Annotated in this window: 17 protein-coding genes; 12 read left to right on the forward strand and 5 right to left on the reverse strand. The window is 68.1% G+C overall.

Annotation, left to right across the window (positions count from 1 at the left end):
• The first annotated feature begins 6 nt into the window (after nucleotides 1-6).
• Nucleotides 7-936: a hydroxyacid dehydrogenase gene (locus AX750_RS11170; RefSeq protein ID WP_067254163.1), complete on the forward strand. Its 930-nt coding sequence runs from the start codon at nucleotides 7-9 to the stop codon at nucleotides 934-936.
• Complete coding sequence (locus AX750_RS11175) at nucleotides 933-1,913, forward strand: Ldh family oxidoreductase (RefSeq protein WP_067254166.1); 981 nt, start codon at nucleotides 933-935, stop codon at nucleotides 1,911-1,913. Before AX750_RS11170 ends, AX750_RS11175 begins: the two co-directional genes overlap by 4 nt.
• Before the next feature lie 3 nt (nucleotides 1,914-1,916).
• On the opposite strand, the gene AX750_RS11180 is transcribed toward AX750_RS11175, so the two are convergent.
• The 3 genes from AX750_RS11180 to ade are packed head-to-tail and all read right to left on the reverse strand — an operon-like array spanning nucleotide 1,917 to nucleotide 4,245.
• A complete protein-coding gene (locus AX750_RS11180) occupies nucleotides 1,917-2,222 on the reverse strand; it encodes a type II toxin-antitoxin system RelE/ParE family toxin (RefSeq protein ID WP_067254169.1) in 306 nt (101 codons plus the stop codon).
• Nucleotides 2,209-2,487 carry a hypothetical protein gene (locus tag AX750_RS11185; protein WP_067254173.1) on the reverse strand — a complete coding sequence of 93 codons (279 nt, stop codon included), beginning with the start codon at nucleotides 2,485-2,487 and terminating at the stop codon, nucleotides 2,209-2,211. Before AX750_RS11185 ends, AX750_RS11180 begins: the two co-directional genes overlap by 14 nt.
• Before the next feature lie 57 nt (nucleotides 2,488-2,544).
• Nucleotides 2,545-4,245, reverse strand: coding sequence for an adenine deaminase (ade, locus tag AX750_RS11190; RefSeq protein ID WP_067254177.1), 1,701 nt, complete (start codon nucleotides 4,243-4,245; stop codon nucleotides 2,545-2,547).
• Nucleotides 4,246-4,405: 160 nt separating this feature from the next.
• Here ade and AX750_RS11195 point away from each other — a divergent pair, with 160 nt between their 5' ends.
• The 5 genes from AX750_RS11195 to AX750_RS11215 all read left to right on the forward strand — a co-directional run bounded on the left by AX750_RS11195 (nucleotide 4,406) and on the right by AX750_RS11215 (nucleotide 9,075).
• A complete protein-coding gene (locus AX750_RS11195; RefSeq protein ID WP_067254180.1) occupies nucleotides 4,406-5,104 on the forward strand; it encodes a metal-dependent hydrolase in 699 nt (232 codons plus the stop codon).
• Nucleotides 5,105-5,282: 178 nt separating this feature from the next.
• A complete protein-coding gene (gatC, locus tag AX750_RS11200) occupies nucleotides 5,283-5,570 on the forward strand; it encodes an Asp-tRNA(Asn)/Glu-tRNA(Gln) amidotransferase subunit GatC (protein ID WP_067254247.1) in 288 nt (95 codons plus the stop codon).
• A gap of 127 nt (nucleotides 5,571-5,697) precedes the next feature.
• Nucleotides 5,698-7,212: an Asp-tRNA(Asn)/Glu-tRNA(Gln) amidotransferase subunit GatA gene (gene gatA, locus AX750_RS11205; RefSeq protein WP_067254183.1), complete on the forward strand. Its 1,515-nt coding sequence runs from the start codon at nucleotides 5,698-5,700 to the stop codon at nucleotides 7,210-7,212.
• Between the two features lie 152 nt (nucleotides 7,213-7,364).
• Nucleotides 7,365-7,850 carry a hypothetical protein gene (locus AX750_RS11210; protein ID WP_067254186.1) on the forward strand — a complete coding sequence of 162 codons (486 nt, stop codon included), beginning with the start codon at nucleotides 7,365-7,367 and terminating at the stop codon, nucleotides 7,848-7,850.
• Nucleotides 7,843-9,075 carry a biotin/lipoyl-binding protein gene (locus AX750_RS11215; RefSeq protein ID WP_067254189.1) on the forward strand — a complete coding sequence of 411 codons (1,233 nt, stop codon included), beginning with the start codon at nucleotides 7,843-7,845 and terminating at the stop codon, nucleotides 9,073-9,075. The genes AX750_RS11210 and AX750_RS11215 overlap by 8 nt, the downstream gene beginning before the upstream one ends.
• A gap of 81 nt (nucleotides 9,076-9,156) precedes the next feature.
• On the opposite strand, the gene AX750_RS11220 is transcribed toward AX750_RS11215, so the two are convergent.
• Together AX750_RS11220 and AX750_RS11225 are read right to left on the reverse strand one after the other, a co-directional pair.
• Nucleotides 9,157-12,348 (reverse strand): multidrug efflux RND transporter permease subunit, encoded by a 3,192-nt coding sequence (locus AX750_RS11220; protein WP_067254192.1) that lies wholly within the window; start codon nucleotides 12,346-12,348, stop codon nucleotides 9,157-9,159.
• 68 nt (nucleotides 12,349-12,416) lie between these two features.
• Nucleotides 12,417-13,589 (reverse strand): efflux RND transporter periplasmic adaptor subunit, encoded by a 1,173-nt coding sequence (locus tag AX750_RS11225; RefSeq protein ID WP_067254195.1) that lies wholly within the window; start codon nucleotides 13,587-13,589, stop codon nucleotides 12,417-12,419.
• Between the two features lie 229 nt (nucleotides 13,590-13,818).
• Here AX750_RS11225 and gatB point away from each other — a divergent pair, with 229 nt between their 5' ends.
• The 5 genes from gatB to AX750_RS11250 all read left to right on the forward strand — a co-directional run bounded on the left by gatB (nucleotide 13,819) and on the right by AX750_RS11250 (nucleotide 18,516).
• Nucleotides 13,819-15,300: an Asp-tRNA(Asn)/Glu-tRNA(Gln) amidotransferase subunit GatB gene (gatB, locus tag AX750_RS11230; protein WP_067254198.1), complete on the forward strand. Its 1,482-nt coding sequence runs from the start codon at nucleotides 13,819-13,821 to the stop codon at nucleotides 15,298-15,300.
• Between the two features lie 89 nt (nucleotides 15,301-15,389).
• Nucleotides 15,390-15,896 carry a GNAT family N-acetyltransferase gene (locus AX750_RS11235; RefSeq protein ID WP_067254202.1) on the forward strand — a complete coding sequence of 169 codons (507 nt, stop codon included), beginning with the start codon at nucleotides 15,390-15,392 and terminating at the stop codon, nucleotides 15,894-15,896.
• A 107-nt stretch (nucleotides 15,897-16,003) separates the two neighbouring features.
• A complete protein-coding gene (locus AX750_RS11240) occupies nucleotides 16,004-17,158 on the forward strand; it encodes a zinc-binding dehydrogenase (protein ID WP_067254206.1) in 1,155 nt (384 codons plus the stop codon).
• Nucleotides 17,159-17,195: 37 nt separating this feature from the next.
• Nucleotides 17,196-17,687: a GNAT family N-acetyltransferase gene (locus AX750_RS11245; protein ID WP_067254209.1), complete on the forward strand. Its 492-nt coding sequence runs from the start codon at nucleotides 17,196-17,198 to the stop codon at nucleotides 17,685-17,687.
• Nucleotides 17,688-17,808: 121 nt separating this feature from the next.
• On the forward strand, nucleotides 17,809-18,516 hold the full coding sequence (locus tag AX750_RS11250; RefSeq protein ID WP_067254213.1) for a glutathione S-transferase N-terminal domain-containing protein: 708 nt from the start codon (nucleotides 17,809-17,811) through the stop codon (nucleotides 18,514-18,516).
• The last annotated feature ends 422 nt before the right edge of the window (nucleotides 18,517-18,938 follow it).

Consider the following 18,938-nt stretch of genomic DNA (forward strand, 5'->3'; position numbering starts at 1 on the left):
CCTGCCATGACCGACATCGTCATCACGGAATTCATGGACGAGGCGGCGGTCGCCATGCTCAGCGCCCGCTACAGCGTCCATCACGACCCCGATCTCTTCGGCAAGCCCGACGAACTGGCGAAGCTCGTCGCCGATGTCCCCGCCCTGATCGTCCGCAACCAGACGCAGGTGAGGGGCGATGTCCTGGCGGCGGCAAAGAAGCTGAAGGTCGTCGGCCGGCTCGGCGTCGGTCTCGACAACATCGACATGGAAACCTGCGACGCGCGCGGCATCAAGGTCTTCCCGGCGACGGGGGCCAACAGCCTCTCCGTCGTCGAATACGTCATCGGCAGCGCCATGATGCTGCTGCGCGGCGCCTACTTCGCCAATGCCGCGATGGTGGCGGGCGAGTTCCCGAAGACGAAGCTGATCGGCCGCGAGATCGCCGGCAAGCGGCTCGGCCTCGTCGGCTTCGGCGCCATCGCCCGCGACACCGCGGCCCATGGCCGCCTGCTCGGCATGACGGTCGCGGCCTACGACCCTTACGTCCCGGCCGACCATCCCGCCTGGGCTTCGGCCGAGCGGCTCGAGCTCGACGCCGTGCTCTCGACCTCCGACGTGATCAGCATCCATCTGCCGCTGACGCCCGAGACCAAGGGACTGATCGGCAAGGACGCGTTCGCCCGGATGAAGCCGGATGCGATCCTGATCAACGCGGCGCGCGGCGGCATCATGGACGAGGCGGCTCTCGTGGGAGCGCTCAAGGCCGGCAAGCTCGGCGGCGCGGCGATCGACGTCTTCGCCGAGGAGCCCCTGCGCGGCGCCGGCAAGCTCTTCGCCGATGTCCCCAACCTGATCCTGACGCCGCATATCGCCGGCAACACGGTCGAATCCAATGGCCGTGTCTCCGGGCTGGTGGCCGAGCGGGTCATGGCGGCGCTGGAGGGCCGGGCATGACACGGCTGTCTCTGGAGAACGCCGAAACGCGCCTCACCGAGATCTTCGCCACGGCGGGCGCGTCGCCGGCCAATGCGGCCTCCGTCGCCTGGGCGCTGGTGATGGCCGAGGCCGACGGGCTGAAAGGCCACGGCCTGTCGCGCGTCCCGACCTATCTCGCCATGCTGAAATCCGGCAAGGTCGACGGGCAGGTCGTGCCCAAGGCGAGCCGGCCGAAGCCCGGCGTGCTGGCGATCGATGCCGGCCACGGCTTCGCCTATCCGGCGATCGACCTCGCCATCGCCGAAATCCCCGATCTCGCCCGCGAGCAGGGCATCGTGGCCGCGCCGATCCGCCGCTCGAACCATTGCGGCGCCGCCGGCCTGCATGTCGAGCGGCTGGCCGAGCAGGGCCTCGTCGCCATGCTCTTCGCCAACACGCCGGGCGCGATCGCGCCCTGGGGCGGCTCCAAGCCGGTCTTCGGCACCAACCCGATCGCCTTCGCCGCCCCGCTCGCCGGGCGGGAGCCGGTCGTCATCGACATGGCGCTGTCCAAGGTCGCCCGCGGCCCGATCGTCGCCGCCAAGCAGAAGGGCCTGGCCATCCCCGAGGGCTGGGCGCTGGACGTCCACGGCAAGCCGACGACCGATGCGGAAGCCGCGCTCGCTGGCACCATGGTGCCGCTCGGCGACGCCAAGGGCGCGACGCTGGCGATGATGGTCGAAATCCTGGCTGCGGCGCTCGTCGGTGCGCATTTCGGCTTCCAGGCCTCCTCCTTCCTCGACGCGGCAGGCGGCCCGCCCGATACGGGCCAGCTCATCCTCGCCATCGACCCGCACGCCATGGGCGGCCACTGGTTCGACGAGCGCATGCGCGCGCTGGTTCACGCCATCGAGGCACAGGAGGGCACGCGCCTGCCGGGAGTGCGCCGCCTGACGCTGCGTGCCAAGGCGCGGGCGGAAGGGATCGAGATGCCGGAGGAACTGCTCTCCTCCTGACGATCAGGTATCCAAGGCGGCCTGGACGTCGCGCCCCCCATAGAGAATGCGCAGGATTTCGACCCTGTTTCCGACGACGCGGAAGGCAATGGTGACCCGCCTTTCCATGCCGATGATCCTCAAGCCTGGCAGCAGATCGTCATGCTGGGTTCCGCGCATCGGGAATTCGACCAGGGCGCGATAGGTCGTCTCGATGCGCTGGATGTAGCGGTCGGCGGTCTGCGGGCTCGATCGCTCCGCAATCCAGTCATAGATCGAGCGCAGATCGTCTTCGGCTCGTGGACTGAGCTTCAGCTCAAACGGTGTCACGGGCTCTGGTCAGTCGCTCCTGATGGTAAGCGCGCATCCGGTTCGACATCTCGTCGGCCGAAAGCCAAGGCCGCGAATCGGCCAGCGCCTCCTCGACCTTTCGCTTCAACTCGGCCTCGAACGCCCGTTCCTCACGGGCGAGGGCTTCGAGCCCGGCGCGCACCACGTCGCTCGGCGAGTCGTATTCACCCGAGCGGACCCGCTCCTCGACCTTTTCGGCGAGATCGCCGAGCGTGACCGTCAGCGTCGTGTTCGGATCATCCATCGTGGATCTCCTCTGTCGCCTCTCGCGATTTTAGCATCCGAGCTGCTGTCGCGACAGTCAGACAAAGTCGAACGCATCGATATCGACCAGCCCCTTGTCGGTGATCTTCAGATGCGGGATCACCGGGAGCGTCAGGAAGGCGACCTGCAGGAAGGGCTCGGCCAACACGACGCCGAGCGCCTTGGCCGCCGCGCGCAGATCCTCGAGCCCGTGCCGCACAGTCTCGAAGGGCTGGTCGCTCATCAGCCCCGCCACCGGCAGCGCCAGTTCCGCCGTCACAACCCCGCCATCGGCGACCGCGAAACCACCGCCGATTTCGATCAGCCGGTTGGCGGCGGCGGCCATCGAGGCGGCGTTGACGCCGACGACGCAGAGATTGTGGCTGTCATGCCCGACGGAGGAGGCGATCGCCCCGTGCTTCATCCCGAAGCCATGGACGAAGCCCGTCGCGATGCCGACGCTCTTGCCGTGGCGCTCGATCACCGTGACCTTGACCGCGTCCTGATCGAGATCGGGCAGGGCCTCGCCATCGCGGGCGGGCAGCCGCAGCGACAGCCGCTCGGTGATGATGCGACCGGGCACCACGCCGATCACGGGCGTCTCGCCTTCGCGCGCCGCGACGCGGAAATCAGCCTCGGTGAGCGCCCGGCTCTTCACGCTGCCGAGCCCGACCGGCGCCACCGGTGCGCGCTCAGTGAAGAGGGCGTCCCCGACCAGCCGCCCGCCGGCGAAGACGCGCTTGACCGAGCAGGCGGCGAGATCCTCGACCAGAACGATGTCGGCGCGCTTGCCCGGGCCGATGAAGCCGCGATCGAACAGGCCGTAGAGCCGCGCCGCCGAGAGCGAGGCGATGCGATAGGTCGCCAGCACATCCGCGCCGCGGGCGATGGCGGTGCGGATCATGAAATCGAGATGGCCTTCCTCGGCGATGTCGAGCGGGTTGCGGTCGTCGGTGCAGAAGGCGAGGAAGGGCGAGGCGTCGCGCGAAATCAGCGGGATCAGCTGCAGCAGATCCTTCGAGACCGAGCCCTCGCGGATCAGGATCGCCATGCCCTTGGCGAGCTTCTCGCGTGCCTCGTCGGCGGTCGTCGTCTCGTGGTCGGTGCGGATGCCCGCGGCGAGATAGGCGTTGAGGTCCAGGCCGCGCACCAGCGGCGCGTGGCCGTCGATATGCCGGTGCGAGAAGGCTTCGAGCTTCGCCAGGCACCCGGGATCGCGATGGATCACGCCCGGGAAATTCATGAATTCCGCCAGCCCGATCACCTTGGGATGGTCCATCATCGGCGTCAGGTCGCCCGCCTCCAGCCGCGCACCGGCGGTCTCCAGATGCGTCGCCGGCACGCAGCTCGACAAATTGACGCGCAGATCCATCCGCATCGCCTCGGCACAGCGCAGGAAATAGGCGATGCCCTCGGTGCCGAGCACATTGGCGATCTCGTGGGGGTCGCAGATCGCGGTGGTGACGCCATGGGGCAGCACGCAGCGCTCGAATTCGAGCGGCGTCACCAGCGAGGATTCGACATGCAGATGCGTGTCGATGAAGCCCGGCACCGCGATCAGCCCGGTGGCGTCATGCTCGACCTTGCCCTCATAGCGACCATGGGTGCCGACGATCGTATCGCCACAGAGCGCGATGTCGGATTCCACCAGCGCGCCCGTCACCAGATCGAGCAGCCTCGCGCCTCGGATCACGAGGTCGGCAGGCTCGTCGCCGCATCCCTGGGCGATCCGGCGGGCGAGGGTGGCGGCATCGGTCATGGGTTGCTGTCCAGCATCATTCAGGGCGGGGAGGGTGCACGGCTGACGATCGCTTGTCGATTGCGCCACCATTCTGGCACCGTGATGTCATCCCAATCACGACGGCGATGATCTATATCCCACGGCCCATCTCGCCTGATCGCCACGCAGGAGCCTTCGCATGAAACTGACCTGGTACGGCCATTCCGCCTTCCGCGCCGAGATCGATGGTGCCGTCATCCTGATCGACCCGTTCTTCACCGGAAACCCGATCTTCGAGGGCGATGTCGCGGCGATCTCGCAGGGCGTGACCCACATCGTCGTGACCCACGGCCATGGCGATCATGTCGGCGACACGCTCGCGATCGCCGAGAGCACGGGCGCGACCGTCATCACCAATTACGACCTCGCCATGCATTTGGCGTCGAAAGGCCTCAAGAGCTTCCAGCCGGTCAACACCGGCGGTACGATCGATCTCGGTGCCTTCGGCGTCACCTGGGTCCGCGCCGATCACTCGGCCGGCATGGGTGAGGCCGGCGTCTCCGTACCGCTCGGCAACGCCAATGGCGCGATCCTCAAGGCCAAGGGTGAAAAGACGCTCTGGCACATGGGCGACACCGACATCTTCTCCGACATGGCGCTGATCGCCGAGATCCACGGTGTCGAGGCCTGCATCTGCCCGGTCGGCGACCGCTTCACCATGGGCGGCAAGGTCGCGGCGCTGGCGATGACGCGCTTCGTCAAGCCGCAGGTCGCGATTCCCTGCCATTACGGCACCTTCCCGCTGATCGACGCCAATGCCGACGCCTTCGTCGCGGGGCTGGCGGGCAGCGGCATCCAGGCGCTGGTGCCGACGAAGGGCGAGGCGTTCACGATCTGACGCCAGCGTCATTCTCGGGCGAAGCGGAGCGCAGACCCGAGAATCTCTGGAACATGAGATGGTCGGGGCAAGCCCGACCATGACGGCGCGGGACTTGCCCCTTACTTACGCGCCGCCATCTGCTATAGCGCGGCGAACCCTGATCCGGCGCCTTGCGCCCACCATGCTGGAGTCCGCCATGTCGGTCGATCTCGCCACCGTCAAACGCGTCGCGCATCTGGCGCGCATCGCCGTTCCGGAGGCCGATCTGCCCAAGCTGCAAGGCGAGCTCAACGCCATCCTCGGCTTCGTCGAGCAGCTCAACGAGGTCGATGTCGAGGGCGTTGAGCCGCTGACCTCGGTGACGCCGATGGCGATGAAGCAGCGCGAGGACGTGGTGACCGACGGCGAGATCGCGGCCAAGATCGTCGCCAACGCCCCGGCCGCCGATGACGACTACTTCATGGTGCCCAAGGTCATCGAGTGACGCCCGTCATTGCGAGCGTCAGCGGAGCAATCCAGAGGACGTCGAGCGCTGCCGCTCCTGGATGGCTTCGTCTCTGCGCTCCTCGCCATGACGGTTCCACTGCCTTCACTGAATCCGGATACTGCCCGTGACCGATCTCACCCGCCTGACCCTGACCGAAGCCCGCGACGGGCTGAAGGCCAAGAGCTTCTCCGCCACCGAGCTGACGCAGGCCCATATCGCCGCGGTCGAGAAGGCGCGGGCGCTCAATGCCTATGTGCTGGAGACGCCCGAGCATGCGCTGAAGCAGGCCGCCGCCTCCGACGCGAAGCTGGCGAAGGGCGAGGCCGGGCCGCTCGAAGGCCTGCCACTCGGCATCAAGGACCTCTTCGCGACGGAAGGCGTGCGCACCACCGCCTGCTCGAAGATCCTCGGCAATTTCGTGCCGCCCTATGAATCGACCGTTTCGGGCCAGCTCTGGCGCGACGGCGCCGTCATGCTCGGCAAGCTCAACAACGACGAGTTCGCGATGGGCTCGTCGAACGAGACCTCGGCCTTCGGCAATGTGGTGAACCCCTGGCGCCGGAAGGGTTCGAACGTGTCGGCCGGACAGGGTGGCGCGGTCGAGGGCACGCATCTCGTGCCGGGAGGCTCCTCGGGCGGCTCGGCCGCGGCCGTGGCCGCCAATCTCTGTCTCGCCGCGACCGCGACCGACACCGGCGGCTCGATCCGCCAGCCCGCGGCCTTCACCGGCACGGTCGGCATCAAGCCGACCTATGGCCGCTGCTCGCGCTGGGGCATCGTCGCCTTCGCCTCCTCGCTCGACCAGGCGGGGCCGATCGGCAAGAGCGTGCGCGACTGCGCCGTGATGCTGCGCTCCATGGCCGGCCACGATCCGAAGGACACCACCAGCGTCGATGCCGCCGTGCCGGATTACGAGAAGGCGGTCGGCCGCTCGGTGAAGGGCATGAAGATCGGCATCCCGAAGGAATATCGGCTGGACGGGCTCAACGCCGAGATCGACGCGCTCTGGCAGAAGGGCATCGACTGGCTGAAGGCGGCCGGCGCCGAGATCGTCGAGATCTCGCTGCCCCATACCAAATACGCGCTGCCGGCCTATTACATCGTCGCCCCGGCCGAGGCCTCCTCCAACCTCGCACGCTATGACGGCGTCCGCTACGGCCTGCGCGAGCAGGGCAAGGACATCGTCGAGATGTACGAGAAGACCCGCGCCGCCGGCTTCGGCACCGAGGTCAAGCGCCGCATCATGATCGGTACCTATGTCCTCTCGGCCGGCTATTACGACGCCTATTACGTCCGCGCCCAGAAGGTCCGCACCCTGATCAAGCGCGACTTCGACGAGGCCTATGCGGCCGGCATCGACGCGGTGCTGACGCCCGCGACGCCCTCCGCCGCGTTCGGCATCGGCGAGAAGGGCTCGGCCGACCCGGTCGAGATGTATCTCAACGACGTCTTCACGGTGACGGTGAACATGGCCGGCCTGCCCGGCATCGCCGTGCCGGCGGGGCTGGACGGGCAGGGCCTGCCGCTCGGCCTGCAGCTGATCGGCCGCCCCTTCGACGAGGAGACGCTGTTTGCCCTTGGCGAGGTCATCGAGCAAGCGGCGGGCCGCTTCCCCGTCGCCGAGCGCTGGTGGGGCTGAGCCGAGACGGAACGGTCATTTGACAGCCTTCCCCGATCGGCGTCAGATCGCCTGACGTTGGGGGACGTTGCAAGGCCGGGGCGGTGGCGGGAATGCCGCTGGCTCGCGCGCCATGGCGGATGGGCTCCGGCGCTTTAGCCTGGAGACCCGCCTTGGCTGCAACGCTTCATCCCGCCGCGCCGCATCACCTGCCACCCTTCATCACCGCGCCGCATGAGACCGACGCGATGATGATCCTCGCCGGCGTCACCATCGTCGGCGCGGTGCTCGGCTTCGGCCTGCTCTTCCTGCGCCTGCACACGCTGCCGGAGCGGATGGCGCACAAGGCGCACAAGCTCCAGTTCGAGATCGTCGCGGTGCTCGGGCTGCTGGCGCTCTTCACCCATATCCATCTGTTCTGGGTCGCGGGCCTGCTGCTGGCCCTGATCGAGATCCCCGACGTCTGGAACCCGCTGCGCCGGATGGCCGGCGCGCTCGACAAGATCGCCGGCATCCCGCCCGAGCGGGACGAGGACGAGCCGCCGCAAGCCGCGACGGGCGGAGGCGAGCCGCCGCCACCAATCGCTGCGGCGCCGACAGCGAGCCCGGCTGCCGCCGCCCCGCGGACGGCCCAGCCGGAGGCGCCGGCCCATGGTTGAGATCCTGATCTGCTCGCTGCTGACGATCCTGCCGGACTATCTCTACCGGCGCTATGGGCAGGGAAAGCGCTTCGGCCACGAGATCACGCTGTACTCGGTCTGGTTCGAGCTGCGCTGGGGCATCGTCGGCTGCCTGATGCTCACCGTCGCGCTGATCACGGTGATCTTCTACAACCACCCCTCGACGACCAATGCGACGCTGTTCTTCCGCACGGTGCCGATCGTGCCCGAGGCCAGCGGCCGCGTCGCCGAAATCTATGTCCGCCAGGGCGGCAAGGTCGGGCAGGGCGAGCCAATCTTCCGGCTCGACGACGCCAAGCAGCAGGCGGCCGTCGAGGCGGCGCGCCGCAAGGTCGGCGAGGTCGAGGCGGCGCTCGCCGTCGCCAAGGTCGACATCCTCGCCAACGAGGCCAGGATCCAGGAGGCGCGCAGCTCGCTCCAGCTCGCGCTCGACGAATTGCGGACGAAGCAGGAGCTCAAGCGCCGCAACGACGATGTCGTCGCCGCCCGCGAGATCGAGCGGCTCGAGAACGTCGTGCAGGGGCGGGAGGCGACGGTCGCCGCCGCCACCGCCTCGCGCGAGGCGGCGCAGGCCCGCATCGCCGCGCTGCTGCCGGCGGAGAAGGCCAGCGCCGAGGCCGCGCTCGCCCAGGCCGAGGTCGAGCTGGCCAAGACCGTAGTGCGCGCCGGCGTCGCCGGGCACATCGAGCAATTTGCCCTGCAGATTGGCGATCTGGTCAATCCCTTCATGCGGCCGGCCGGCGTCCTGATCCCGGCGACCGCCGGCCGCAAGGCGCTGCAGGCCGGCTTCAGCCAGCTCGAGGCGCAGGTGCTCAAGGTCGGCATGGCCGCGGAGGTCGCCTGCATCTCGAAGCCCTGGACGATCATCCCGATGGTCGTGACCGACGTGCAGGAGTTCATCGCGGCCGGGCAGTTCCGCGCGGGCGACCAGCTCGTCGATGCCCAGCAGGTCCAGCGGCCGGGCACCGTGCTCGTCTTCCTCGAGCCGCTTTACGAGGGCGGTCTGGACGGCGTCTTCCCCGGCTCGAGCTGCGTCGCCAACGCCTATTCCAGCAATCACGAGCTGATCGCCTCGGGCAAGGTCGGTACGTTCAAGGCGCTCGCGCTGCACGTCGTCGACGCCACCGGCGTCGTCCACGCCGTGATGCTGCGCATCCAGGCGCTGCTGCTGCCGGTCAAGCTGCTGGTGCTGAGCGGGCACTGAGTGGGGCGGGGCCCGGCACCAAAATGAAAAGGGCCGCGCGAGCGACCCTTTTGCGTCTTCGGTCCGGCCTGGCCGCCGGGATCAGCCCTGCGCGGGGGCGTGATGCGAGGGCTCGACCTGGGCTTTCTTCTTGCGCAGATCCGCCAGCCAGCGGACGACGACATAGAAGACCGGGGTGAAGATCAGGCCGAAGATCGTCACGCCCAGCATGCCGGAGAACACCGCGACACCCATCGCCTGGCGCATCTCCGCGCCGGCGCCGGTCGAGATCGTCAGCGGGAGCACGCCGAGGATGAAGGCGAGTGAGGTCATCAGGATCGGCCGCAGCCGGGTCCGCGCCGCGGCGATCGCCGCATCGCGCCGGTTCATGCCTTCTTCCTCCGCCTGCTTGGCGAATTCGACGATCAGGATCGCATTCTTCGCCGCGAGGCCGACCAGCACGACGAGGCCGATATCGACGAGGATGTTGCGGTCGAGCCCGGCATAGTTGACCCCGAACATCGCGGCCAGAATGCACATCGGCACGATCAGGATGACCGCCAGCGGCAGCATCCAGCTCTCGTACAGCGCCGCCAGCAGCAAGAACACGAAGACGACCGCCAGACCGAAGGCGATGATGGCGGTGTTGCCCGCGAGCTTCTCCTGCAGCGCGATCTCGGTCCATTCGAAGCCGAAGCCCGAGGGCAGGCGCTCGGCCGCGATCTTCTCGATCGCCGCGATGCCCTGTCCGGTCGAGAAGCCACGCGCCATCGAGAGCTGCACCTCGGCCGCCGGATAGAGGTTGTAGCGCGGCACGCGATAGGCGCCCGTCGTGTCCGAGAAGGAGGCGACGGAGCCGATCGGCACCATCTCGCCATCGCTGTTGCGGGTTTTCAGGTTGGCGACGTCGTTGAGGTCGAGCCGGAACGGATTGTCCGCCTGCGCCGTCACCCGGTAGGTGCGCCCCAGCAGGTTGAAGTCGTTGATATAGGCCGAGCCCATGAACACCGAGAGCGTCTCGAAGACGCGCGTGATCGGCACGCCCAGCATTTCGGCCTTGGTCCGGTCGATGTCGGCGAAGACCTGAGGCGTCTTGGTCGAGAACAGCGTGAAGGGCTGCTGGATCCCCGGCACCTGCGCCGCCGAGCCGGCGACGACCCAGGTCGCGCCCTCGAGCGCGGGCAGGCCGCGGCCGGAGCGATCCTGGACATAGCCCTTGAGACCGCCGCCGGTGCCAATGCCCGGCACGGCCGGCGGCGGGATCACCAGCGCGAAGGCCTCGTTGATCGCGAACATCTGCTGGCGCAGATCGGCGAGGATGCCGTCCGATGTCAGGTTGAGCTTCTGGCGCTCGTCGAAGGAGGAGAGCGTCACGAAAATGACGCCCGTGTTGGGCGCGATCGTGAAGGTCGCGCCGTCGAGCCCCGCGAAGGCGACCGCATGGGCGACACCCGGCCGCGACAGCACGACGTCGGTCGCCTTGCGGATGACCGCGTCGGTGCGCGGCAGCGAGGAGCCCGGCGGCAGCTGGAAGGCGACGATGTAGTAGCCGCGGTCGAGCTGCGGCACGAGGCCGGTCGGCGTCACCGAGAGGCGGTTCGCGGTCAGCGCGATCAGCCCCGCATAGGCGATCAGCAGGATGACTGAGAAGCGGATCAGCCGCGAGGTTAGCGAGCCGTAATTGCGCGAGAGCCAGTCGAAGCCCTTGTTGAAGTAGTGGAAGAAGCCGCGCACGGGCGCGCCGAGCTTGTAGAGGAAACCGTGCTGCTTTCCTTCGGCATGGCCATGCGGCTTCAGCAGCAGCGCCGCCATCGCCGGCGACAGCGTCAGCGAGACGAAGCAGGAGATCGCCGTCGAGGCCGCGATGGTGACGGCGAACTGCTGGTAGAAGGTGCCCTGCAGCCCGCTGATGAAGGCGGTCGGGATGAAGACTGCGCAGAGGACGAGCGCGATGGCGAGCAGCGCTCCGCCGACCTCGTCCATGGTCTTGTGCGCGGCCTCCTTGGCCGTCATGCCCTCGGCGAGATAGCGCTCGACATTCTCCACCACGACGATCGCATCGTCGACGACGATGCCGATGGCGAGCACGAGTGCCAGCAGCGAGATGGTGTTGAAGGAGATGCCGACCGCGCTCATCACCAGGAAGGTGCCGACGAGTGATACCGGGATCGCGATGATCGGGATGATCGCCGCCCGCCAGGTCTGCAGGAACAGGATGACGACCACGACGACGAGCGCGACCGCCTCCACCAGCGTGTGGATGACCGCGCTGACGGATTCCCCGATGAATTCGGTCGGGTTGTAGATGATGCGGTGCTCGACGCCGGAGGGGAACTGCTTGGCCATGTCGTTCATGGTCTTGATCAGCGTCTCGGCGGTGGCGAGCGCGTTCGAGCCCGGACGCTGGAAGATGCCGATGGCGACGGCGTTCTTGTTATCGAGATAGGCGTTGGTGGTGTAATCCTGCGAGCCGAGCTCGACGCGGGCGATGTCGCGGATGCGGATCGTGCCGCCGTTGGGGTCGGCGCGGACGACGATGTTCTCGAACTCGGCGATGTCGGTCAGGCGGCCGAGCGTGTTGACCGAGAGCTGGAAGGCGCCGCCCTGCGTCGCCGGCGGCTGGTTGATCGCGCCTGCCGCGACCTGGACGTTGGCCGCGCGCAGCGCCGTCACGACGTCGCCCGCGGTCAGGTTGCGCGAGGAAACCTTGGCCGGGTCGAGCCAGATCCGCATCGAGAAGTCGCGCGCGCCGAAGACCTGGACGTTGCCGACGCCGTCGATGCGGGTCAGCACGTCCTTCACATAGAGCGTCGCGTAGTTGGAGACGTATTGCGCATCGCGCGACCCGTCCGGCGAGATCATGTTGATGACCATCATCAGGTCGGGCGAGGCCTTGCGCGTCTGGATGCCGAGCGCGCGCACATCCGCCGGCAGACGGGCCTCGGCGGCGGCGACGCGGTTCTGCACCAGCACCTGCGCCTGGTCGATGTCGACGCCGGCCTTGAACACGACGTTGATCGTCACGCGCCCGTCGCCGGTCGACTGCGACTGGATGTAGAGCATGTCGTCGACGCCGTTGACCTCCTGCTCGATCGGCGTCGCCACCGTGGCGGCGACGACCTCGGCCGAGGCGCCGGGATAGGTCGCGGTGATCGAGACCGTCGGCGGCGCGATCTCGGGATATTCCGCGATCGGCAGGCCGCGCTGGGCGATGGCGCCGGCGATCGTCAGCAGCACCGAGAGCACGGTGGCGAAGATCGGCCGGTCGATGAAGAAATGGGCGAAGCGGAACATGAAGGGTGTCCTGGCCTGGCGTCAGGGCAGGCGGCCGGCGGCCGCCCGGGGCTGGTTCGAGGCGCGGTTCAGTTGCTGCCGTTGGGCTTGATCTCGCCGGGCTGCGGCGTGACGGCGGCGCCGGGGCGCACCATCGGATTGGCGAAGCCGCCGACGACGACCTTGTCCTCCGGCGACAGCCCGGTGCGGATGACGCGAAGCCCCCGCGTGATCTGGCCGAGCGTGACCGGCTTCGGCACGATCTTATTCTCGGGTCCGACGGTCAGCACGATCTTGTTCGCCTGGTCGGAGACGATGACGCTGTCGGGCACCAGCAGGGCGTCCGCCTCGCCGGCGAAGACGCGCAGCCGCCCGAAGGTGCCCGGCGTCAGGAACTGGTCGGAATTGGGGAACACGACGCGGCCGCGGATCGTGGCCGAGCGGGCGTTCAGCGTGTTGTCGACGAAGTCGATCCGCCCGCGGCGCTTCCACTCCTGCTCGTCGGACAGGCGCACCTCGGCAACGATCCCGGCCTCGCGCGAGGCGGTCGCGCGCAAATCGTTGTTGCGGCGCTGCCAGCGCAGATAGTCGGCCTCCGAGGCGTCGAAGGTGAAGTAGATCGGATCGACCGCGACGATCGTCGTGAGAAGCGTCGCGCCGGACTGGCCGCCGGCGATCAGGTTGCCGGCATCGACGCGGCGGTTCGAAATGCGGCCCGACAGCGGGGCGCGCACCTCGGTCCATTCGAGGTTGAGCTCGGCCGTCTTGAGATTGGCCTCCGCCCCCTGCTGGGAGCCGATGGCGCTGTTGAGATTGGCGCGGCGCTGATCGACGTCGCGCGCCGTGATGGTGCGGTTCTGGGTCAGGCCCTCGGCGCGCTCGACCTCGTTCTGGGCGAGCTCGACCTGCGCCTTGGCGCGGGCGACCTCGGCCCGCGCGGCGTCGACCGAGAGCCGGTAGGGGCGGGGGTCGATGGTGAAGAGCAGATCGCCCTTCTTCACCAGGTCGCCGTCCTTGAAGTGGATCGAGTCGAGGAAGCCCGAGACGCGGGCCCGGACCTCGACCTGCTCGCTGGCCTCGAAGCGGCCGGTGAACTCGTCCCAGTTGGTGACGCGCTGCGCCAGCGGCGCCGAGACCTGGACGGGCGGGGCCGGCGGCGGCCCGCCCTGGGCGCGCGCCTCGCCGAGGCTGAGCGCAGCAAGGAGCACGAGGCCCCCGGCCGAAAGGATCGATGACATCGGCGCCGGGCGGCGATGGGGCATGGGATGGCTCCGGATGGGTCTAGCCGGCACAGTAGGCGTGTTTCCGGCCTTTGCCGCTACAAGGGGAGCCGACTGACGATTGTCAAGATCCGTCACCCCTCACAAGGCGAGATTGCGGCACTCTGCGCCACAATCCCGCCATCCGGTGTCGGGAGCGCAACAGAAGCTTGCCGCCTGCGCGCCGAGGTCGTAACCGTCAGGCATCTCACTGAAGCCGGAAGACAAGACGATGAATGCGCATGCCCGCCCCGCGGATCCGAAGAAGCTGATCAAGGGCGCGACGGGAGACTGGGAGATCGTGATCGGCATGGAGATTCATGCACAGGTCACCTCCAACGCCAAGTTGTTTTCCGGCTCCTCGACCGCCTTCGGCGCCGAGCCGAACGCCCATGTCAGCCTCGTCGACGCCGCCATGCCGGGCATGCTGCCGGTGATCAACGCCGAATGCGTCCGCCAGGCGGTGCGCACCGGGCTCGGCCTCAACGCGCAGGTCAACAACCGCTCGGTCTTCGACCGCAAGAACTATTTCTATCCGGATCTGCCGCAGGGCTATCAGATCAGCCAGTACAAGAGCCCGATCATCGGGGAGGGGGAGATCATCGTCGATCTCTCGCCGACGGAGCAGATCACCGTCGGCATCGAGCGGCTGCATCTCGAGCAGGACGCCGGCAAGTCGATCCACGACCAGCACCCGACGATGAGCTTCGTCGACCTCAACCGCTCGGGCGTCGCGCTGATGGAGATCGTCTCCAAGCCCGATCTGCGCTCGGCCGACGAGGCCAAGGCCTATGTCTCGAAGCTGCGCACCATCCTGCGCTATCTCGGCACCTGCGACGGCGACATGGAGAAGGGAAACCTGCGCGCCGACGTCAACGTCTCGGTGCGCCGCCCGGGCGAGCCCTTCGGCACGCGCTGCGAGATCAAGAACGTCAACTCGATCCGCTTCATCGGCCAGGCCGTCGATGTCGAGGCGCGCCGCCAGATCGGCATCCTCGAGTATGGCGGCACGATCGACCAGGAGACCCGCCTCTACGATCCCGGCAAGGGCGAGACGCGCTCGATGCGCTCCAAGGAAGAGGCGCATGACTACCGCTACTTCCCCGATCCGGACCTGCTGCCGCTCGAATTCGACGACGCCTTCGTCGCTGAGCTGAAGGCGCATCTGCCGGAACTGCCCGATGCCAAGAAGGCCCGCTTCATCGCCGAATACGGGCTCTCGCCCTATGACGCCTCGGTGCTGGTCGCCGAGCGCGAGCAGGCGGACTACTTCGAGGCCGTCGCCAAGGGGCGCGACGGCAAGGCCGCGGCCAACTGGGTCATCAACGAGCTGTTCGGGCGCCTCAACAAGGAAGGCAAGGACGTCACGGCCTCGCCCGTCTCCGCCGCCCAGCTCGGCGGGCTGGTCGATCTCATCGGCGAGGGCACGATCTCCGGGCGCATCGCCAAGGATCTGTTCGAGATCCTCTGGTCCGAAGGCGGCGACCCGCGCGAGATCGTCGAGGCCCGCGGCATGAAGCAGGTCACCGATACGGGCGCGATCGAGAAGGCGGTGGACGAACTGATCGCCGCCAATCCCGACAAGGTCGAGCAGGTCAAGGCCAAGCCGACCATGCTGGGCTGGTTCGTCGGCCAGGCTATGAAGGCCTCGGGCGGCAAGGCCAACCCGCAGGCGCTGAACGAGATCCTGAAGGCGAAGCTGGGGATCGAGTGAGCGATGGGCGGCGCTGGCAACACGCCGTCTTTCCGGGACTTCGCGTCTGAGGCGCGCCGTGGAAGGACGAGCCGTCCGGGTGCCTCTCCATGACCCCTGCCGATCTCGTCATCCGCGACGCCGAAGCCGCCGATCTGCCGGCGGTGCGGGCGTTGCTGGTCGAGACCTGGCACGCCACCTATGACGGCATCTATGGCTGGCAGCGCGTCGCCGAGATCACCAATGCCTGGCATTCCCTGGAGAACCTCGGCGCCCAGCTCGGGCGCGAGAACGGGGCCTTTCTCGTCGCGCTGGTGGGAAGCGAGATCGTCGCCACCGCCAGCGCCCGCACCGAGCGCGACCGCGCCGCGCTGCTGACGCGGCTTTATGTCCTGCCGGCCTGGCAGGGCGTCGGCATCGGCCGCACGCTGCTGCAGGTGACGCTGGCCTGCTTTCCGGAGGCGCCGGTGGCGCGCCTCGAGGTCGAGAGCCAGAACGAGCCGGCGATCACCTTCTACGAGCGGATGGGCTTCTTCCTGCAGCGCCAGGCCCGCTTCGACGGCCGCGACGACACCCCCAACACGCTGCTGATGGCGAAGCGCCTTTTCGCGGCATAGCAGCTGCCGCAACGGGCCTGTGCGTACGAGCCAGTTGCCGCGGCCCGCCCGCCATGCCTCACTCTTCCCCAAGCCGCGCCAAAGCGGCACTTCAGGGAGAGACGACCATGCAGCGCCAGCCCATCCGCGTCGCGACCTATGACGGCCCCGGCGGCAAGCCGACCATCCGGGAGGTGCCCTGGCCGGCGGTCCCGGCCAAGGCCGCGCTGATTAAGATCGGCGCCTGCGGCGTCTGCGGCACCGACCAGCACATCCTCAAGGGCCATTGGCCGAAGAAGCTGCCCTGGCCCTTCACGCTCGGCCACGAGATCGGCGGCGTCATCGTCGAGAAGGGGGCGGAGTTCACCGAGGACTTCATGGGCAAGCCGCTCGATGTCGGCTCCAAGGTGATGATCCCGCCGCTGATGCCCTGCGGGCACTGCCACTACTGCGTCCACTATCCCGAAAGCGCCAACAAGTGCCTGACCCCGGTCTACTACGGGCGCTATCTCGGCTTCGACAAGGCGCCGCATCTCTGGGGCGGCTGGGCCGAATATGTCTATGTCGACCTCGAGATGCTGCCCGGGACCAAGGTCTACAAGCTGCCCGACGACATGTCGCTGCGGCTGGGCGCGCTCTCCGAGCCGCTGACCTCCTGCATCCGCGCCTTCAACCGGGCCAAGCGCGCCGGCGGCTTCAACTGGGGTGACACGGTGGTGATCCAGGGCTCGGGGCCGATCGGCATCCTGGCGGTGGCGGCGGCGCAGGAGATGGGCGCCGGCCGCGTCATCTGCGTCGGCGCGCCGGAGGAGCCGAGGCTCGCGCTCGCCCGCAAGTTCGGTGCAGAGGCGACGGTTAATCTGGAGGAATACACCACCGCGGAAGCGCGCATCGCCCGCGTCCGCGAGATCGTCGGCGGGTTCGGCGCCGATCTCGTGATGGACTGCTCCGGCCATCCGACGGCGGGGCCCGAGGGCATCGAGTTCCTGCGCGACGGCGGCACCTATGTCGAGATGGGGCAGTTCACCGATGCCGGGTCGATCCAGACCAACTGGCACCGCATCTGCACCAAGGATCTGAACGTGCTCGGTTCCTGGGCCTTCACCGGCAATGATCTGCCGCTCGGCGTCGACATGCTCTACCGCGCCCGCGACAAGTACCCCTTCCTGGAGATGCAGACGATCTACCCCTTCACGGAAGCCGGCGTGACCCAGGCCGTCGCCGATGCGATGGCGATGAAGACGGTGAAGTCCACCATCGTTCCGTTCCCCGAGCTGGTCTGATAGAGCGGCGTCTCGCCTCCACCGGACGGGACGCCGCATGACCACCTCGACGCAGACCGCGACCGCGGTCATCATCCGCCGCGCCCGACGCGAGGACGTCGAGCGCATCGCCGAGCTGATCATGCTCGGCGCCGCCACGCAGACGATGACGGCCGACGCGATCCGCGCGGAGGCGCGCCACCCCGGCTATGCCGAGGCTTTCGCCGCCATCGAGGCCTCCGCCCACAACGCGCTCTTCGTCGCCGAGGAAGCGGGGGGCCTGGTGGTCGGCACCTTCCAGGTCACGCTGATTCCCGGACTGGTGGCGCGCGGCCGGATGCGGGCCAAGTTCGAGAGCGTCCATGTCTCGCCCGAGCGGCGCGGCCATGGCATCGGCCGCATCATGATCGCCCATGCGCTCGCCTTCGCGCGCGAGCACGGCGCCGGCATGGCCGAGCTCAGCTCCAACAAGTCGCGCCTCGACGCACACCGCTTCTATGTGAACCTCGGTTTTGCCCAGAGCCATGAGGGCTTCAAGATCGAGCTCTGAGCGCCGCCGGTTTCACAAAGGGGCGATGCAACCCGCACAGGGCGGACCGGCTCTTTCTCCCGCGCGAGAAGCGGCCTAAACATCGCGCTTCCTCCTCTGCATCAGGGACCGGGACCGCGCCATGCCAGCCAGCCAGAGCAAGCCGATCGAACTTCATTACTGGCCGACTCCGAACGGCTGGAAGATCACCATCATGCTGGAGGAGTGCGGGCTGCCCTACACGGTCATTCCCGTGAACATCGGCAAGGGCGACCAGTTCAAGCCGGACTTCCTCGCGATCTCCCCCAACAACCGCATGCCGGCGATCGTCGATCCCGAAGGGCCGGACGGCAAGCCGATCTCGGTCTTCGAGTCGGGTGCGATCCTGCAGTATCTCGGCCGCAAGACCGGGCAGTTCTATCCCGCCGACGAGCGCGGCCGCGTCGCCGTCGACGAATGGCTGTTCTGGCAGATGGGCGGCTTCGGGCCGATGCTCGGCCAGACCCACCATTTCCGGCTCTACGCGCCCGAGAAGGTGCCCTATGCCATCGACCGCTACACCAACGAGACCAACCGCCTCTATGGCGTGCTGAACAAGCGCCTCGACGGCCGCGATTACATCTGCGGTGATTACTCCATCGCCGACATGGCCTGCATCGGCTGGGCCCGCGGGTGGGAGAAGCAGGGTCAGGACCTCAAGCAGTTCCCCCATGTCGCCCGCTGGATCGAGACGATGATGGCGCGTCCCGCCGTGCAGCGCGGCCTCAAGGTCGGCGAGGCCCTGCGCAACCCCGCCGGCATCTCGACGCCGGAGGAGAAGGCGATCCTCTTCGGTCAGAAGGCCCGCTGAGCGTCACCCACTCCACCCCGCGCGTCATGCTGGACAAGCGGCGCAGCCGCGCAGGCCGGGATCCATCATCGGGCTGGTCGGTGCCCTCCGATGGATCCCGGTCGGCCTGCGGCCGCCCAGGATGACGAGGGGGGGCGGGGAATAATCATGAGGCGCGCCGAAAGCCCCGACCGGCCTGAGCCGCGGGGTTCGCATCATGGCCCCCGAGAGGGGATGCGCGGAGCCGGGTGGCGCGTGGACCAAAGCCGCGTGCCGATGTCGAGTGTCGATGTCGAATGTCGATGCAGCGCCGATCTCACGCCGCCCGGCTCCGCGCGCGGGGATTTTGGGCGTCGCGGTCGCTCGTCCTTGGCGAAGGAACTCCCGACCGCTCGACCTCCGGGAGACGCCGCCCGCGACGGCGACGCCTCCCGAAACCCGCC

Source organism: Methylobacterium sp. CCH7-A2 (genome assembly GCF_001557075.1).
Taxonomy (GTDB): domain Bacteria; phylum Pseudomonadota; class Alphaproteobacteria; order Rhizobiales; family Beijerinckiaceae; genus Allobosea; species Allobosea massiliensis.

Excerpts from the sequence above, each read along its gene's own strand:
- AX750_RS11170 (WP_067254163.1), top strand. The coding sequence starts at position 7 with ATGACCGACATCGTCATCACGGAATTCATGGACGAGGCGGCGGTCGCC.
- AX750_RS11220 (WP_067254192.1), bottom strand. The coding sequence starts at position 12,348 with ATGTTCCGCTTCGCCCATTTCTTCATCGACCGGCCGATCTTCGCCACC.
- AX750_RS11215 (WP_067254189.1), top strand. The coding sequence starts at position 7,843 with ATGGTTGAGATCCTGATCTGCTCGCTGCTGACGATCCTGCCGGACTAT.
- AX750_RS11185 (WP_067254173.1), bottom strand. The coding sequence starts at position 2,487 with ATGGATGATCCGAACACGACGCTGACGGTCACGCTCGGCGATCTCGCC.
- gatB (WP_067254198.1), top strand. The coding sequence starts at position 13,819 with ATGAATGCGCATGCCCGCCCCGCGGATCCGAAGAAGCTGATCAAGGGC.
- AX750_RS11195 (WP_067254180.1), top strand. The coding sequence starts at position 4,406 with ATGAAACTGACCTGGTACGGCCATTCCGCCTTCCGCGCCGAGATCGAT.
- AX750_RS11240 (WP_067254206.1), top strand. The coding sequence starts at position 16,004 with ATGCAGCGCCAGCCCATCCGCGTCGCGACCTATGACGGCCCCGGCGGC.
- AX750_RS11235 (WP_067254202.1), top strand. The coding sequence starts at position 15,390 with ATGACCCCTGCCGATCTCGTCATCCGCGACGCCGAAGCCGCCGATCTG.
- AX750_RS11225 (WP_067254195.1), bottom strand. The coding sequence starts at position 13,589 with ATGCCCCATCGCCGCCCGGCGCCGATGTCATCGATCCTTTCGGCCGGG.
- AX750_RS11245 (WP_067254209.1), top strand. The coding sequence starts at position 17,196 with ATGACCACCTCGACGCAGACCGCGACCGCGGTCATCATCCGCCGCGCC.
- ade (WP_067254177.1), bottom strand. The coding sequence starts at position 4,245 with ATGACCGATGCCGCCACCCTCGCCCGCCGGATCGCCCAGGGATGCGGC.
- gatC (WP_067254247.1), top strand. The coding sequence starts at position 5,283 with ATGTCGGTCGATCTCGCCACCGTCAAACGCGTCGCGCATCTGGCGCGC.
- AX750_RS11250 (WP_067254213.1), top strand. The coding sequence starts at position 17,809 with ATGCCAGCCAGCCAGAGCAAGCCGATCGAACTTCATTACTGGCCGACT.
- AX750_RS11175 (WP_067254166.1), top strand. The coding sequence starts at position 933 with ATGACACGGCTGTCTCTGGAGAACGCCGAAACGCGCCTCACCGAGATC.